At 37.1% G+C, this 16,516-nt stretch carries 12 protein-coding genes, 4 tRNA genes and 1 pseudogene; 8 read left to right on the top strand and 9 right to left on the bottom strand.

What is annotated here, in order from left to right; all coding sequences use genetic code 11:
• Positions 1-70: 70 nt before the first annotated feature.
• The 4 genes from nlpI to gltX form a co-directional block, all read right to left on the bottom strand.
• The gene (nlpI, locus tag DYE19_RS00890) at positions 71-967 is read right to left on the bottom strand and encodes a lipoprotein NlpI (RefSeq protein WP_115322297.1); all 897 of its coding nucleotides are present in this window, start codon (positions 965-967) and stop codon (positions 71-73) included.
• Between the two features lie 83 nt (positions 968-1,050).
• Positions 1,051-3,192: a polyribonucleotide nucleotidyltransferase gene (gene pnp / locus DYE19_RS00885; protein ID WP_115322296.1), complete on the bottom strand. Its 2,142-nt coding sequence runs from the start codon at positions 3,190-3,192 to the stop codon at positions 1,051-1,053.
• A 276-nt stretch (positions 3,193-3,468) separates the two neighbouring features.
• A tRNA-Ala gene (locus tag DYE19_RS00880) sits at positions 3,469-3,544 on the bottom strand.
• A gap of 88 nt (positions 3,545-3,632) precedes the next feature.
• The gene (gene gltX / locus DYE19_RS00875) at positions 3,633-5,075 is read right to left on the bottom strand and encodes a glutamate--tRNA ligase (protein ID WP_115322295.1); all 1,443 of its coding nucleotides are present in this window, start codon (positions 5,073-5,075) and stop codon (positions 3,633-3,635) included.
• 182 nt (positions 5,076-5,257) lie between these two features.
• Between gltX and DYE19_RS00870 the strand changes: the two genes are divergently transcribed.
• The 4 genes from DYE19_RS00870 (at position 5,258) to DYE19_RS00855 (ending at position 6,504) form a co-directional block, all read left to right on the top strand.
• Positions 5,258-5,333 (top strand) — tRNA-Val (locus DYE19_RS00870).
• A 47-nt stretch (positions 5,334-5,380) separates the two neighbouring features.
• Positions 5,381-5,456, top strand: a tRNA-Val gene (locus DYE19_RS00865).
• Positions 5,457-5,503: 47 nt separating this feature from the next.
• Positions 5,504-5,579: transfer RNA gene (locus tag DYE19_RS00860), tRNA-Val, on the top strand.
• A 136-nt stretch (positions 5,580-5,715) separates the two neighbouring features.
• Complete coding sequence (locus tag DYE19_RS00855) at positions 5,716-6,504, top strand: glycosyltransferase family 32 protein (protein ID WP_115322294.1); 789 nt, start codon at positions 5,716-5,718, stop codon at positions 6,502-6,504.
• Between the two features lie 60 nt (positions 6,505-6,564).
• Here the strand turns inward: DYE19_RS00855 and argE are convergent, their stop codons facing one another.
• Positions 6,565-7,710, bottom strand: a complete 1,146-nt coding sequence (gene argE, locus DYE19_RS00850; protein ID WP_115322293.1) for an acetylornithine deacetylase — start codon at positions 7,708-7,710, stop codon at positions 6,565-6,567.
• A 110-nt stretch (positions 7,711-7,820) separates the two neighbouring features.
• On the opposite strand from argE, the gene argC reads away from it, so the two are divergent.
• Genes argC through argH form a run of 3 tightly spaced genes read left to right on the top strand, consistent with a single transcriptional unit; the run spans position 7,821 to position 10,996 of the window.
• The gene (gene argC, locus DYE19_RS11290; protein ID WP_174694519.1) at positions 7,821-8,828 is read left to right on the top strand and encodes an N-acetyl-gamma-glutamyl-phosphate reductase; all 1,008 of its coding nucleotides are present in this window, start codon (positions 7,821-7,823) and stop codon (positions 8,826-8,828) included.
• On the top strand, positions 8,829-9,602 hold the full coding sequence (gene argB / locus DYE19_RS11285; RefSeq protein WP_174694518.1) for an acetylglutamate kinase: 774 nt from the start codon (positions 8,829-8,831) through the stop codon (positions 9,600-9,602).
• Between the two features lie 17 nt (positions 9,603-9,619).
• A complete protein-coding gene (gene argH / locus DYE19_RS00840) occupies positions 9,620-10,996 on the top strand; it encodes an argininosuccinate lyase (protein ID WP_115322292.1) in 1,377 nt (458 codons plus the stop codon).
• A gap of 85 nt (positions 10,997-11,081) precedes the next feature.
• Here argH and DYE19_RS00835 read toward each other — a convergent pair whose 3' ends face one another.
• From DYE19_RS00835 to arsC, 3 genes and pseudogenes are all read right to left on the bottom strand, one after another.
• Positions 11,082-11,375, bottom strand: a complete 294-nt coding sequence (locus DYE19_RS00835) for a DUF5377 family protein (protein ID WP_115322291.1) — start codon at positions 11,373-11,375, stop codon at positions 11,082-11,084.
• A 41-nt stretch (positions 11,376-11,416) separates the two neighbouring features.
• Positions 11,417-11,667, bottom strand: a pseudogene (locus DYE19_RS00830) (alternative ribosome-rescue factor A).
• 75 nt (positions 11,668-11,742) lie between these two features.
• Positions 11,743-12,093 (bottom strand): arsenate reductase (glutaredoxin), encoded by a 351-nt coding sequence (gene arsC, locus DYE19_RS00825; protein ID WP_115322289.1) that lies wholly within the window; start codon positions 12,091-12,093, stop codon positions 11,743-11,745.
• Positions 12,094-12,171: 78 nt separating this feature from the next.
• On the opposite strand from arsC, the gene DYE19_RS00820 reads away from it, so the two are divergent.
• Positions 12,172-13,239 carry an AI-2E family transporter gene (locus tag DYE19_RS00820; protein ID WP_049214574.1) on the top strand — a complete coding sequence of 356 codons (1,068 nt, stop codon included), beginning with the start codon at positions 12,172-12,174 and terminating at the stop codon, positions 13,237-13,239.
• A 131-nt stretch (positions 13,240-13,370) separates the two neighbouring features.
• Here DYE19_RS00820 and acrB read toward each other — a convergent pair whose 3' ends face one another.
• Positions 13,371-16,511 (bottom strand): multidrug efflux RND transporter permease subunit AcrB, encoded by a 3,141-nt coding sequence (gene acrB, locus DYE19_RS00815; RefSeq protein ID WP_115322288.1) that lies wholly within the window; start codon positions 16,509-16,511, stop codon positions 13,371-13,373.
• Between the last annotated feature and the right edge of the window lie 5 nt (positions 16,512-16,516).

The raw sequence follows: 16,516 nt of genomic DNA, 5'->3' as shown, positions 1-16,516 counted from the left end.
ACAGTGAACGAATATAATAAAATGTTGTTCGCTTTCACGTTTTACAACAGCCCATGGCATAAAAATGCCATTATTGGTTTGAATTTTGCTTCAATTTCAAAAGTTCAAACATCGCAAAACGATACTCAACGAAGTTATATACTTGGTTTGCAAGAGCCAATCTAAATAGCATTTCTGCTTCATTAAATTGACCTGAATTGAGTTTTAGTTTTGCTAAATAAAAGTAAGTTTCAGTTAAAATTTCAGCATACTTTGCATTATTAGTTTCTGCAAATTGTCGTGCCTGAGTAAATAGTTCTTTAACTGATAAATTTCCCAAATAATATTGGACTAAATACGTTCCCCAATATTCATCAGAAAGTAAATTTGCGCGTTGAGCAAGATTTTGTTTTGCTTCCTGAGGATTGAGTTGTAATTCATTTAAATAGAGCCATAAAGTGCGGTAAGGATCTGACTTATCTGATTGATAAAATTGAAGAAAATCCCGCTGTGCTAATTCATAACGTGCAACGTAATAAAAATTTAGCCCTCTATTGAGAAACGCATATTCATAATTAGGATCGAGTTCAAACAAGAGACTGAACACATCAAGAGATGTACTATATTCCTGCTCTAACAGCAAATATAATCCTAAATAATTAAACGCTGCGACTAATTTTGGATACAACGTTAGTGCTTGATCAAAATCATAACGAGCTAATCCCCACAACCCTAAACTATCGTATAATACGCCCCGTTCAAAATGCAGAATAGCTCGTTCTTCTTTCTTCAAACCTTTAACAAGTAACAATTGACTAATCTTGGCAACCATAATTTCATGCTCAAGATGGTTGTTGGGATTCTGTTCCGCTAGTAACAATTTATCTTCTACAATAAACACTTGCTCATGGTTAGCGCAAGCGCTGAAAAATAACACCCAACAAGGTAAAAAAAGTATGAAATTTAACAACTTATTAAGTTGCATCATCTCGATTAGCCTTAATGCATAAATTGCACTTGTTCAAATAAAATTACAGCTCCCAGAATAAGAGCTGTAATACTACGATTTAATTATGCTTGCTCTTCTGCTGCAATTTCTTCTACAGCAGCATCTGCTTGCGTTTGCTTAGGTACAACATCTTTCATAGTTAAACGAATACGACCTTGACGATCGATTTCAACTACTTTAACTGTGACTTCTTGACCTAGTGTTAAATAATCACTGACTTTTTCAACACGTTCTTCTGCAATTTGAGAAATGTGAACAAGTCCTTCTTTATTACCAACGATAGAAACAAAGGCCCCAAAGTCAGCCAAACGAGTCACTTTTCCTTTATAAACTAGACCCGCTTCCACCTCTGCTGTAATGTCTTCAATTCGAGCCATTACATCTTTCACTGCATTACTATCAACCGCAGCAATTTTTACTGTACCATCATCATCAATATCAATTGAAGTACCTGTTTCTTCGGTTAATGCACGAATAGTTGCACCACCTTTACCAATCACATCTTTGATTTTCTTAGGATCAATCTTCATTGTGTAAATACGCGGAGCAAAATCAGAAATATCTGCACGAGGTGCTGCAATCGCTTGTTCCATCACACCTAAAATATGTAATCTTGCACTTTTCGCTTGGTTCAAGGCAATCTGCATAATTTCAGCCGTAATACCTTCAATTTTAATATCCATTTGAAGCGCAGTCACACCTTGACGTGTTCCCGCAACTTTAAAGTCCATATCACCTAAGTGGTCTTCATCACCTAAGATATCTGAAAGTACAACGAATTTTTCGTCTTCTTTTACTAGACCCATTGCGATACCTGCAACAGCAGCTTTAATCGGTACACCTGCATCCATTAATGCTAATGATGCACCACAAACAGATGCCATTGAAGAGGATCCATTTGATTCTGTAATTTCCGAAACAACACGAACAACATACGGGAATTCAGCAATTGTTGGCATGACTGCAGCAACACCGCGTTTTGCTAAACGTCCATGACCAATTTCACGGCGTTTTGGTGAACCGATCATACCTGTTTCACCCACAGAATATGGAGGGAAGTTGTAGTGGAATAAGAAATGATCTGAACGCTCACCTGTCAACTCATCAATAATCTGAGCGTCACGTTCTGTACCTAAAGTTGCTACAGCTAATGCTTGCGTTTCACCACGCGTGAAAATTGCAGAACCATGGGTACGTGGTAATACACCTGTACAAATATCTAATGCACGAACAGTATCTACTGTACGACCATCGATACGTGGCTCACCATTTAAAATACGGCTACGTACGATTTGACTTTCAAGTGCGGTGAAAATATCAATAATCTTACCTTCACTGATTTCTTCACCTTCTGATTCTGCTGCAATTTGTGAAAGTACATCAGATTTAATAGCATCAATTTGCTCATAGCGAGATTGTTTTTCAGTAATACGGTATGCTTCACCTAAACGTGTTTCAGCAATTGATTTTACTTTCTCAATTAATGTTGTATTTGGCTCAGGCGCAACCCAATCCCAACGAGGTTTACCTGCTTCTGCAGCAAATTCTTTGATTGCTTCGATCACAACTTGTTGTTGCTGGTGTCCAAAGACAACAGCGGCCAACATTTGCTCTTCAGTTAAAATATCAGCTTCAGATTCAACCATTAACACAGCCTTATCTGTACCTGCTACGACTAAGTCCAAACGGCTTTGTTTTTGTTCATTCATGGTTGGATTGAGTACAAATTGATTATCAATAAAACCAACACGAGCTGCACCGATTGGACCATTAAATGGCACACCCGATAATGAAAGTGCTGCTGACGCACCGATCATTGCGACTAAGTCTGGGCAAATTTGTGGGTTAACAGAAACGACTGTCGCAACAATTTGAATTTCGTTATAGAACCCCTCTGGGAAAAGTGGACGAATTGGACGGTCAATTAAACGTGCAATTAAAGTTTCGCCTTCTGATGGGCGACCTTCACGTTTAAAAAAGCCACCAGGAATACGCCCAGCAGCGTAAGTACGCTCTTGATAATTAACTGTTAATGGAAAGAAATCTTGACCTTCTTTGACATCTTTTTTAGCAACTACTGTTACAAAAACGGTGGTGTCGTCCATACTAGCCATGACTGCTGCGGTTGCTTGACGAGCAATTGCACCAGTTTCTAAAGTGACAGTATGCTGACCATATTTAAATTGTTTTACAATTGGATTCACAATGTTTTTCCTTTTTAAATGAATCAAGCTAATAAACAACAAAATTTAATAGCTTAAGAATAAAAACGTTGTTTTATTTTCCAAATTGCGACTAGCAAAAATAATCTTTTTAATCAGTCATTTTTCATTAAAAAACAAAAAATTACTTTTGATAGCCGCACGCTAATACAGAAAATAAAACTTGGTTATTATACAGGCTTTTCTAGGTGAATGGTAATTTATTTTCAGAAATAACAACGAATAAGCTTTACATCATAAATTAAGGCTTAAGGAAGATGGTGGAGTTAATCGGGATCGAACCGACGACCTCTTGAATGCCATTCAAGCGCTCTCCCAACTGAGCTATAACCCCACATTAGAAATGTCGTGGCGGTAATAATAAATTCCGCCACGTTACCTGTCAATATCAAATTACTGATATTTAATCACAAGTTTAAATATTAATCAGCTTGATTTTTTATGAAATCAATTGCTTTTTGGATACGAGCAAGTGTACGCTCTTTGCCAATCCCAACTAACGTTACATCCATTGAAGGTGATTGACCTGAACCTGTTACTGCTACGCGTAACGGCATCCCTACTTTCCCCATACCTAAACCTAACTCCGCCGCAGTTTGTTCGATTGCTTCATGCGTACTTTGTAAATCCCAATGAGAAAGAGCGGTCAATTTTTCTTTGATTTTTTCTAATGGTTCAATCGCAGTCGCTTTAAAATGTTTTTTCACTGCAGTCTCATCAAAATTGGTAAACTCTTCAAAGAAATAGCGGCTAGAGGCTGCCATTTCTTTTAATGTTTTACAACGCTCTGCTAACATTTTCACAATATCTTCTAATGCAGGACCATTTGAAGTATCAATCCCTTGATCTTGATAATGCCATGCGAGGTGTTTTGCTACATATTCAGCAGGTAATTCACGGATATAATGATGATTTAACCAAAGTAATTTTTCTGTATTAAATGCACTTGCTGACTTACTAACACTTTCAAGTTCAAATAACTGAATCATTTCCTCTACAGAGAAAATTTCTTGATCTCCATGTCCCCAGCCCAAACGAACCAAGTAGTTCAATAAGGCTTCAGGTAAATAACCATCATCACGGTATTGCATCACACTTACTGCACCATGACGCTTCGATAATTTTTGTCCATCATCTCCTAAAATCATTGAAACATGTGCATAAGTTGGAATTGGTGCACCTAATGCTTTTAAAATATTAATTTGGCGTGGTGTATTATTGATATGATCTTCTCCACGCACAACATGAGTAATCCCCATATCCCAGTCATCAACAACCACACAGAAGTTATACGTTGGAGAACCGTCAGTACGACGAATAATTAAATCATCTAATTCATTGTTGCTAATTTCAATACGACCACGTACTGCATCTTCAAATATTACTGACCCTTCAGTAGGATTTTTAAAACGTACTACATGAGGTTGGTCTGGCGTATTGCCCTGATTATGTAAACAATGGCGATCATAACGTGGTTTTTGTTTATTTTTTTCTTGCGTATGACGTAAATCTTCTAAACGCTCTTTTGAACAATAACAACGGTATGCTAATCCTTGTTCAATCATTTGATCAATGACTTGATTATAACGATCAAAGCGTTTAGTTTGAAAATAGGGTCCATGTTCCCAAGCTAAATTTAGCCATTCCATTCCCTCTAAAATTGCTGCGGTGGCTTCTGGTGTGGACCTTTCTAAATCAGTATCTTCAATACGCAAAACAAATTCACCATTGTTATGTTTCGCATATAGCCACGAATAAAGTGCGGTTCTCGCGCCACCAACATGTAAATACCCTGTTGGGCTTGGTGCAAAACGTGTACGCACTTTTACATTAGGATCTAAATTAAATAATGCCTCTAATTTCATTGTATAACCTTTTATCTCATTTATTTTTTCACAAAAAATTTGGATTATATTGTACTATGAGTTCAAACAATTCCGAATAAAAATTATGGTCTTATGTTTACTTTTAAAACAATTAAGCATTTTTTTGCAAAAATTTGTTGACTGAATAGAACTAACAATTATAATGCCACCTCACAACATTTGGGCGATTAGCTCAGTTGGGAGAGCACCTCCCTTACAAGGAGGGGGTCACTGGTTCGAGACCGGTATCGCCCACCACTTTTCAACTTACCTTTGATAGTGAGTCCAATGTTGTCATATAACGAGGGCGATTAGCTCAGTTGGGAGAGCACCTCCCTTACAAGGAGGGGGTCACTGGTTCGAGACCGGTATCGCCCACCACTTTTAAGTGTTCTACATCGTTATATCAAAAAAGTTAAGTCTCAAGTGGGCGATTAGCTCAGTTGGGAGAGCACCTCCCTTACAAGGAGGGGGTCACTGGTTCGAGACCGGTATCGCCCACCACTTAAGACTTAATAGTGTATATCTTTCTATATAATTGCCCCTCAAAAAAATCTTTTATATCTAATAGGCATTTTGTTCTTTTCTCTATAAAATGATAAAGTACATATAATTACTTTATTCAATATGGCTGTTTCTAATGTATAAACCCGTTAAATATAAACATCTTATTTTAGTTGCAAATGGTTTAACTCGCTTACTCGGCAATATCGTTAAAACATTAAGTTATCCATTTCATTTCATCTTTCCACAAAAGCGCTTTACGATTCCTAAATTCGATCCTGCGCGCCGTCAATCGCCTAAAAAAACCAAAATTAATCGTGTTATTTGGCAAACAAATTACAGCAATAAAGTCACTTTACCTATTTACTGTAATTATCTTTTCAATCGGCTACTTTCTTGGAGCTATGAATATCGCTATGTGAGCACAGAAGAACGTGAAGACTATATTAAAGCTAATGCAGATGAGCGAACATTCAATGCTTATAGCAAATTAACTGATGGTGCGGCCCAAGCTGATTTCTGGAGAATTTTCACTCTTTATAATGAAGGTGGTGTTTATATGGATATTGATGGTCATCTTGTATGGTGTTTAGACAGTATTATTGATGAAGAAGATGACGAAGTTGTCATTGCACGTCGTGGCCAATATACAAATTTCTTTTTAGCCAGTAAAAAAGGCAATGCCTTCTTAAAAGACACACTGGATATCATTATTGATAATATTGAGCAAGCCCGTGTAGATGGCGGAGTGTTTAGCTTAACAGGACCAAAAACGTTAATCAAAGCGTTAGAAAATAAAGAAGTGAATTCCCGTTTAGATAAACTCACGTGTTCACAGGGTACCTTTACTAATGAATATTTTCAATATATTGACAAGAAACGAGGTAAATGGATTCATGCTAAAAATGAAGATCTGTTAAAATAAAGTATTATTTAAAGTGCGGTTAGCTTAGCAAAATCTCTGCAGAACTGACCGCACTTTGCATTAAACACAAAAATGCCAAATAATTTTACTCAGTAACTCGCGAGTTGGGTGAATAAATTCAGTCGATAAAAACTCATCAGGCTGATGTGCTTGTTCAATAGAACCAGGTCCCAAAACAAGTGTTGGACAAAGCTGCTGAATAAAAGGCGCTTCTGTACAATAATTTACTACATCACACTTTTCTCCAAGTAATTTCTCTACAACTTGCACGACCTGCGCTGAATGTTCACATTCATAACCTGGTATTGGCTCATGTAAATTGTGTAAGGAAATACGATCTCCCCATTTTTCAAACATTGGGGCTAATTTTTCTTGTAACATCTCATTTAAATCTTGCAGGCATAAATTGGGTAAAGGGCGAATATCAAAATGTAATTCGCAGCAAGCACAGATCCTATTCACTGCATCGCCCCCCGAAACTGCGCCAAAATTCATCGTTGGATAAGGAATTTCGAAAGCTGCATGACGATATTTTTCTCGTAATTCATCACGCATTTGCATTAAATAACCTGTCGCCTCATACATTAATTCAATGGCATTAATACCTTTATTAGGATCACTGGAATGACCGCTTTTCCCTATAATACGTAATACCTCACCGATGTGTCCTTTATGCGCCCGAACTGGTTTTAATGAAGTAGGTTCGCCAATAATCGCACAGTCAGGGCGAATATGGGTATGTTGAATAAATGTTCTTGCACCTAACATCGTGGTTTCTTCATCCGCCGTCGCCAAAATACGAAGTGGTTTTGTTAATTTACTCAAGTCAATTTGACTTATCGCATCAACAACAAATGCAAAAAAACCCTTCATATCTGCGGAGCCCAAACCATAAAATTTGCCAGCCTGCTCTGTCAATTTAAATGGATCAAATGTCCAACGTCCGTCATCGAAAGGGACAGTATCAGTATGACCGGCGAGTAATAATCCACCTTTCCCCTCACCATAAGTGGCTAATAAATTAAATTTATCTCGACTCCCTTCTACAGCAATGATCTCTGTCTTAAATCCTAAAGTATCTAACCAACTTGCTAATAATGCGATTAAAGTGTGATTTGATTGATCAAAAGTAGGATCGACACTACTGATTGAAGGGGATGCAATCAACTGCTCATACATCTGTAAGAAAGAAGGAATTTTTTTCATGAAATTCACCTATACAAAGAAATAAAGATTGCCTTTTAAATATTTATGCAGAATAATGACATAATTAATCAAAATGATACCATTAATCCTCGCTTTCTGGAATAATACTTATGCAAAAAGCAATTATCATTGGTGCTAGTGGCTATACTGGCGCTGAGCTCGCACGTATTTTAACGTTGCATCCTCGATTTGAATTAGATGGATTATATGTTTCTAATCAAAGTCAAGATGCACATAAAGCTATTTCTGATATTTATCCTCAACTTAAACATATTGTAGATTTGCCTTTGCAACCTTTATCTGAGGATTTAATCTCACTTGCTCAACAAGTCGATTTAGTCTTTTTAGCAACCGCGCATGAGGTCAGCCATACACTTGCGCCCATTTTCTTAGAAAATAGCTGTAATGTATTCGACCTATCAGGCGCTTTTCGCATTAATGATGCTCAATTTTATCCTGAATTTTATGGGTTTGAACATCAGTATCCAGATCTCTTACAACAAGCAGCCTATGGATTAGCTGAATGGAATCATGAGCAAATAAAGAAAACTCATTTAGTTGCTGTCGCAGGCTGTTATCCCACGGTCTCACAGTTAAGCTTAAAACCATTAATTGAACAACAATTACTTGATTTAAGCCAATTGCCTATTATCAATGCCGTGAGTGGCGTCAGTGGTGCTGGGCGTAAAGCGTCACTTACTAATAGCTATTGTGAAGTCAGTTTAAATGCTTATGGCGTATTTAATCATCGCCACCAACCCGAAATTGCAACACATTTAGGCACAGAAGTCATTTTTACTCCACACTTAGGTAATTTTAAAAGAGGCATCTTAGCAACTATAACAGCTAAACTAAATTCAGGTATCACAAATGAACAAATTATGATGGCTTATCAGCAAGCTTACGCCAACAAACCCTTAGTACGTGTCTATCAACAAGGTTTACCAAGTATTAAAGCCGTTGAGTTTACGCCTTATTGTGATATCGGTTTTGCGACTAAAGACGGCTATATTATTATCATTGGTGCAGAAGATAATTTACTTAAGGGGGCTGCAGCACAAGCAGTACAATGCGCAAATATTCGCTACAATTTTCCCGAAACATTAGGATTAATTTAGATGAAACCTTTGGTCATTAAACTAGGTGGAGTATTACTTGATACTCCTATCGCTATGCAAAATTTATTTACTGCTCTTGCGAATTATCAACAGCATTTTGATCGCCCTTTAGTCATTGTACATGGCGGTGGTTGTCTTGTTGATGAATTGATGCAACGTTTGAATTTGCCAGTAAAAAAGAAAAATGGATTACGTATCACCCCAAGCGATCAAATTGATATTATCACAGGTGCATTAGCAGGAGTCGCCAATAAAACTTTAGTTGCACAAGCAGCAAAATTTCAACTCAATCCTGTTGGTTTGTGCCTTGCTGATGGTAATTTAACGAGTGCAATTCAACTCTCTCCTGAACTTGGGCATGTGGCTACAGTCACTCCTAAAAATCCAACTTTACTAAATAATTTGCTTGGCGAAGCGTTCTTGCCTATTATTAGCTCAATTGCAGTGGATTCAGATGGTTTACTCATGAATGTAAATGCCGATCAAGCAGCAACAGCCATCGCAGCCTTAATTCATGCTGACTTAGTCATGTTGTCTGATGTTGATGGGGTTTTAGATGCACAAAAACAACGTATACCAGAATTAAACTCTGCACAAATTAACCAATTGATTAAAGACAATGTCATCACGGACGGTATGATTGTCAAAGTGAAAGCTGCGCTTGAAGCTGCCACAATACTGAACAATGGTGTAGACATTGCAAACTGGAAATATCCAGAAAAACTGACCGCACTTTTTAGCGGAGAAATTATTGGTACAAGAATTAAACCATAAAGAACAAAGAGGAAAATATGGCACTTTGGGGTGGACGTTTCACACAAGCAGCAGATAAACGTTTTAAAGATTTTAACGATTCATTACGATTTGATTATCGTTTAGCAGAACAAGATATTGAAGGCTCTATTGGTTGGTCAAAAGCATTAGTGACTGTTGGTGTATTAAACCAAGTAGAACAACAACAATTAGAAATAGCGTTAAATGAATTATTAATTGAAGTACGCTCAAATCCACAAGCAATCTTACAAGATGATGCTGAAGATATTCATAGCTGGGTAGAAAGTAAACTTATTGATAAAGTCGGTAATTTAGGTAAAAAATTACATACTGGACGTAGCCGTAACGATCAAGTGGCACTCGATATCAAAATGTGGTGTAAACAACGTGTACTCGAACTTCAATCTTCTCTCCGCGACTTACAACACAAACTTGTCATTACTGCAGAAAATAATCAACATGCTGTTATGCCTGGTTATACTCATTTACAACGTGCTCAACCGATTACATTTGCCCACTGGTGCATGGCTTATGTTGAAATGTTAGAACGTGACTACTCTCGTTTAACAGATGCTTATAAACGTATGGATTATTGCCCATTAGGAAGTGGTGCTTTGGCTGGCACAGCTTATGGCGTAGATCGTGAGCAGCTCGCACAAAATCTTGGCTTTGCATTTGCAACACGTAACAGTTTAGATAGTGTATCTGACCGTGATCATATTGTTGAGTTACTTTCTACAGCCTCACTCAGCATGGCACATTTATCACGTTTTGCCGAAGACATGATTATTTTCAATAGTGGCGAAGCTAATTTTGTTGAGTTATCCGATCGTGTGACTTCAGGTTCATCTTTAATGCCACAAAAGAAAAATCCTGATGCTTGTGAACTCATTCGTGGAAAAACTGGACGTGTCATGGGTGCATTGACTGGTATGTTGATGACATTAAAAGGACTCCCACTCGCTTATAATAAAGATATGCAAGAGGATAAAGAGGGTATTTTTGATGCATTAGATACTTGGCAAGACTGCATTGATATGGCAGCGCTTGTGTTAGATGGCATTCATGTCAATGTAGAACGAACAACAGAAGCTGCACTGAAAGGCTATTCTAATGCGACTGAATTAGCTGACTACTTAGTTGCTAAAGGTGTACCATTTCGAGATTCTCACCATATTGTGGGTGAAACTGTTGTTTATGCTATTCAACAACATAAAGCACTTGAAGCATTAACTGTCGCTGAATTTAAACAATTCAGTGATGTGATCGAAGAAGATGTCTATGCAATCCTTTCATTACAATCCTGTTTAGATAAACGTTGTGCTAAAGGTGGTGTATCACCATTACGTGTTGCAGAAGCTATCAATGAAGCTAAAGCTCGATTAACTCAATAAATATGAAATGACAAAAACGCAATCGATGAATGATTGCGTTTTTCTTATAAGTTGAATACTGAATATTCTAAGTAAAGGGTTTAAGTTAAACTTTCACACCCAACTGTCCAATTTTGATGCCAAGAAATCCCATGCTGACTGGATCTAAATAATCACCTAAGAACTTAAAAAGCTCACCTAAATCCGTAAAAGTGCGGTTAATTTTAATCTGATCTTCAACTTTACGAGTAAACTCATAACGGATCTCATTGCCATGCATATGTGCTTCTAACGTAATGTAAATTGTTTCAAAGAAATGGCTATGAGTGCCTTCCTCACCAGGATCACTAATTCTGACATTCCAATTGTTGCTAAATAACACATGAGTTTGCATAGTCATAAATTTACCTCGCTGAGTTTAAATGAGTTGCATGTTAATAATTAAAATCTTAGTTGATAAAAAAACCCGATAATAAAATTTCTCACAAAAAAATTTTATTATCGGGCTTTTCAAAATATCTCCCAACATGCTTCGCCTTACGCTGGTAGCTACCTTTTCCTTTTTTCTTTCTCTCTACACGTTGGCGAAATAACGGATCATGCAATAACGCTTGCAATGCATTATCGCGAATGACACCACGATGATGCTGGTAAAAAGTTACGCTTTGTGGCGTTTGCTCTTTCTTTTTCATAGCTTTTCCTTATTTAGGTTGTAATCATAATGTTACCAACTTGTAATAAACAAGTGGCAACATTATAAAGATAAATCACAGAATCTCAAACACACTTTCAGGTGGTCTACCTATTTTCGCTTTTTCCCCATTCACGACAATCGGACGTTCAAGTAATGCTGGGTTAGCTGCCATTGCTTCAAGTAATTGTTGTTCTGAAACCTCTGGCTGATCTAAACCTAGCGAATAATATAAGTCATCTTTAATACGCATCATCTCACGTACACTTTTGATACCCAATTTTTGAGCCAATTGTTGTAATTCTAATACGCTTAGAGGCTTCTCTAAATACAGAATGACGTTGGGTTGAATTTGCTTTTCTTCTAATAATGCCAAAGTTTCCCTGCTCTTTGAGCAACGTGAATTGTGGTAAATTGTGACTGTCATAGAATTTCCTCGCTTAATTATATGCTCCGCTTAGATTTTACCTTATAATCGTTGAAAATGTCGAATTGAGGAAATATCATGTTTGAAATGTTAAAAAATTGGTATAACAGCCGTTTTAGTGATCCACAAGCAATGGGATTATTTGCCATTTTATTATTTGGCTTTATATCAATCTATTTTTTTAGCAATTTAATCGCTCCTCTTCTCATTGCAATTGTATTAGCCTACTTACTAGAATGGCCAATTCGTATCCTTTCAGAAAAATTAAAACTACCTCGCCTCCTCGCGACTGCACTTGTTTTCGGCGGTTTTCTAGGATTAATTTTAGTTATTGTCTTAGTACTTATTCCAACTTTATGGACACAGACCGTTAATCTCGTTACAGATCTTCCTCATATGTTTAATAAGCTTAATGAATGGTTACTTTCACTACCCGAACACTATCCTGAGCTTGTTGATTACCAAACAATTGATTCATTATTAAAAACAGTTAGAGAGAAAATCTTAGCCTTCGGTGAGTCTGCATTAAAATTCTCTCTCACCTCTTTATTAAGCTTAGTTACATTGGGCATCTATGCTTTTTTAGTTCCATTAATGGTCTTTTTCTTATTAAAAGATAAAGAAGAGCTCATTACTGGCGTTAGTCGTTTCTTACCACGTAATCGTACTTTAGCTTCAAATGTTTGGAAAGAAATGCAATTACAAATAGCTAATTATATTCGAGGAAAATTAGTTGAAATCATTATTGTCACTGCAGTGACTTACTTAATTTTTCTATTATTTGGTTTGAATTATGCGTTGTTATTAGCCGTTGCTGTTGGCTTATCAGTACTCGTACCTTATATCGGTGCAGTCTTAGTCACAATTCCTATTGCATTAGTTGCTGTTGCACAGTTTGGCGTTACACCAACATTTTGGTATTTATTAACGGCTTATGTTATTAGTCAGATTCTAGATGGCAACCTTTTAGTCCCCTTTTTATTTTCAGAGGCGGTTAATTTACACCCTCTTTTCATCATTATTGCCGTACTTATTTTTGGTGGCTTATGGGGTTTTTGGGGAGTATTCTTCGCAATTCCTTTAGCAACATTAGTCAAAGCCGTCGTCAACGCTTGGCCATCAAATGAATCACAGACAAACATTTAATAAAATGTTCATCGCTACATCAAAATAATCATCTATCCTAAAAACACTAAAAGGGCAGATCAATCATCTGCCCTTTTCAAATTTTAAGTTTGAGCATTCTTATGCTATCAAGTACGGTATATTTTGTACTTTTATTCTGAATGGACTGTACTTTCTGTTAGAGGTTTAATACTCTCATCAAACTCTGGTAAAGGTTTATGTTCTGTAGCGATATAACTATAAATCACTGGTAGAACAAATAAAGTAAACAATGTACCAATTGTGAGTCCTGATGCAATGACAATACCAATACTAAAACGAGATACACCACCAGCACCAGAAGCAAATAATAAAGGAATCACGCCTGCAACCATAGCCGCTGTTGTCATTAAGATCGGGCGTAAACGCACTTTTGCAGCTTCAGTAATCGCCTCAATACGATTCTTTCCGTGATTGAGCTGCTCTTCTTTTGCTACTTCACACATCAAAATACCATGCTTAGTAATGAGCCCTACTAAAGTAATTAGCCCTACTTGAGAATAAATATTTAATGTCGTGCCTGGGAATGACATCACAATACCAAATATTCTCAATATACCTGGCAGAGTACTACCTAAAACGTTCAACGTCAGTAATGCACCACTTACTGCTAATGGCACAGAAATCATGATCACTATAGGATCACGAATAGACTCAAACTGAATAGCTAACACTAAGAAAATAATGATTACGGCTAAAACAAACGTGACAGCTAATGCATTTCCCTCTTGTACGAGCTGACGTGCTTCACCTGTAAAGTCATAGTTATAACCCTGTGGTAAACTTTCTTTTGCTGCTGTTTTTAACCATTCAATAGCATCACCTGTACTTTTTGTTGGTAAAGGTACCGCACTAATAACAGCTGAATTCAACTGACTAAAACGCGGTAATGATGTTGGCTGTGGCTCTAAAGTCATTGTTAAAAAACTACTTAATGGTACAGATTTTCCATTACTCGCTGTAACATAGTAATTATTCAAACTTTCTGGTGATAAACGCTGATCTCGTTTAACTTGCATGATAATACGATAAGCTCGACCATCAATATCTACACGTTCAATCGTAGCGGCAGATAAGAAACTACCCAAAGTGGCACTAATTTGCTGCATAGTCACACCATAAGTGCCCGCTTTCTCTTTATCTACAGTAATTCGCATTTGTGCAGTATCAAATTTCAAATCAAGTGCAGTATAAACAAAGTTACCCGATTTTTTCATTTTCTCTAAAAATTCACCCGCGACATTCGCTAAGTCTTGGTAACCACTCGCTGTACTAATAACAAAGCCAATTGGAGGACCCTGCTCACCAGTATTAATCTCCGGGAAATTAAACCCTGTTAATGCTACTTCGGGAATATGAGCTGCTTTTTTATTTAACTCATTAAGCACTTCAGCTTGTGTACGATCTCGATCATTCCAATCTTTTAATGTCACGACACTGAAAGATTGATTACTTCCCATAGCGCCAGAAATCACCATAGAGAAATCAACTTCTGGGGTTTCTTTTAAGATCTGTTCAAACTCATGCATTGCCTCTTGGACATAATCTACGTTTACATTAGAAGGGGCACGTCCAACCACCATAAATGCCCCTTTATCTTCTGCAGGAGTCAACTCATGCGCAAGAGAATTGAATAAGAATGGTAGAGTTGCAAAAATTACTGCTGCAAATGCTAAAATACATTTACGGCTCGCCATTACAAGATTTAAAGCATAGTTATAACCATTATTCATCTTGGTTAACATATGCTCAATACATTGCTCTAATTTACTTGGATCAGTGTGTGGCTTTAATAATTTACTACTCATCATCGGTGAAAGTGTTAATGCAACAATCCCAGAAATAAAGACCGCCCCCGCAAGAGTTAAAGCAAACTCTTTAAACAATGAACCTGTAATCCCCTCCATTAAAGCCATCGGAGAATATACTGCCATTAATGCTATAGTCATTGAAATGACTGGTACAGCGATTTCTCTGGTACCAATAATTGCGGCACGAAATGGCGTTTCACCTAACTTAATATGGCGATCGACGTTCTCCAACACTACGATTGCATCATCTACAACTAAACCAATCGCCAGAATCAACGCAAGTAACGTCATCAAATTAATTGAGAAGCCAAATGCTTGTAATAGCATAATGACACCAATTAACGAGATCGGGATAGTGATAACAGGAATTAAGATCGCACGTAATGAGCCAATAAAGAGTGTAATCACAACTAATACAATAATAGTTGCCTCTAAAATAGTTTTAACAACCTCATCAATAGAGCTATTAATTGCGATTGTTGTATCATACAAAATCTCAGCAGTCATACTGTCTGGCAAGTTTTGTTTAATTTGCTCGTACAATGGACGTACATTTTCTGCGACAACAAGTGGGTTAGCTGATGAAGTTGGATTAATTGCAAGTACAACTGACTCAAACCCATTTGCAACAGCACGAGAACTATCGCTTGATTTATTTAATTCAACGTCAGCAATATCACGTAAACGAACCAATTTATCGCCTTTTGAAGCAATAATAAGATTACCTAGCTCCTCCACAGACTTTGTTGTAGTCTCAACTTTATTTTTATAAGTCACATAAAAGCCGTTGTCATTACCTGCAGCAGTTTGCACATTATTTGATGATAATGCGTTTCTTACTGCCATTGCAGATAAATTTTGTGCCGCCATTTTAGCGGGATCTAGCCAAATACGTAATGCATAATCAGAAGCACCAAAAATTTGAACTTCAGCAACCCCTTCTACAGTAAAGAATTGTGGTTTAATTACACGTTCAATATAATCTGTGACTTGACTTGCATCTAGCTTTGTAGAACTAAACTGAATATACATCATCCCAGTTCCACCAGTAGATGAAGTAATCACAGGGTCATCAATCCCCCTTGGTAATTGAGAACGTACAGAATTCACTTTTGCCAAAACATCTGCTAATGCAGCATTAGGATCCGTATTCAGTTTCATTTTTATCGTAATTAATGAGCTATTAGGGCTACTTTTGGACGATAAATAATCAATATTATCCGCTTGAGCAACCGCTTCTTCTAACTTTGATGTAACAAATGCTTGAATTAAGCTTGCATCCGCCCCAGGATACACTGTTGAGACATTAATTACTGTCGTTGTCATTTTAGGATATTCACGTACCGCCAATTTTGCTATTGCTTGCAAACCCAAAATAATGATTAACAAACTAATTGAAACTGCTAATACAGGACGTCGAATAAAGATATCGGTAAATCGCATTTTCG

Source organism: Pasteurella canis, assembly GCF_900454865.1.
Classification (GTDB): Bacteria; Pseudomonadota; Gammaproteobacteria; order Enterobacterales; family Pasteurellaceae; genus Pasteurella; species Pasteurella canis.
The sequence above is the reverse complement of the archived record's forward strand: the minus strand, read 5'-3'. Positions and strand labels throughout refer to the sequence as shown.

Coding starts and splice junctions, on each gene's coding strand:
- nlpI (WP_115322297.1), bottom strand. CDS start 967: ATGATGCAACTTAATAAGTTGTTAAATTTCATACTTTTTTTACCTTGT.
- gltX (WP_115322295.1), bottom strand. CDS start 5,075: ATGAAATTAGAGGCATTATTTAATTTAGATCCTAATGTAAAAGTGCGT.
- DYE19_RS00855 (WP_115322294.1), top strand. CDS start 5,716: ATGTATAAACCCGTTAAATATAAACATCTTATTTTAGTTGCAAATGGT.
- argE (WP_115322293.1), bottom strand. CDS start 7,710: ATGAAAAAAATTCCTTCTTTCTTACAGATGTATGAGCAGTTGATTGCA.
- argC (WP_174694519.1), top strand. CDS start 7,821: ATGCAAAAAGCAATTATCATTGGTGCTAGTGGCTATACTGGCGCTGAG.
- argB (WP_174694518.1), top strand. CDS start 8,829: ATGAAACCTTTGGTCATTAAACTAGGTGGAGTATTACTTGATACTCCT.
- argH (WP_115322292.1), top strand. CDS start 9,620: ATGGCACTTTGGGGTGGACGTTTCACACAAGCAGCAGATAAACGTTTT.
- DYE19_RS00835 (WP_115322291.1), bottom strand. CDS start 11,375: ATGACTATGCAAACTCATGTGTTATTTAGCAACAATTGGAATGTCAGA.
- arsC (WP_115322289.1), bottom strand. CDS start 12,093: ATGACAGTCACAATTTACCACAATTCACGTTGCTCAAAGAGCAGGGAA.
- DYE19_RS00820 (WP_049214574.1), top strand. CDS start 12,172: ATGTTTGAAATGTTAAAAAATTGGTATAACAGCCGTTTTAGTGATCCA.
- acrB (WP_115322288.1), bottom strand. CDS start 16,511: ATGCGATTTACCGATATCTTTATTCGACGTCCTGTATTAGCAGTTTCA.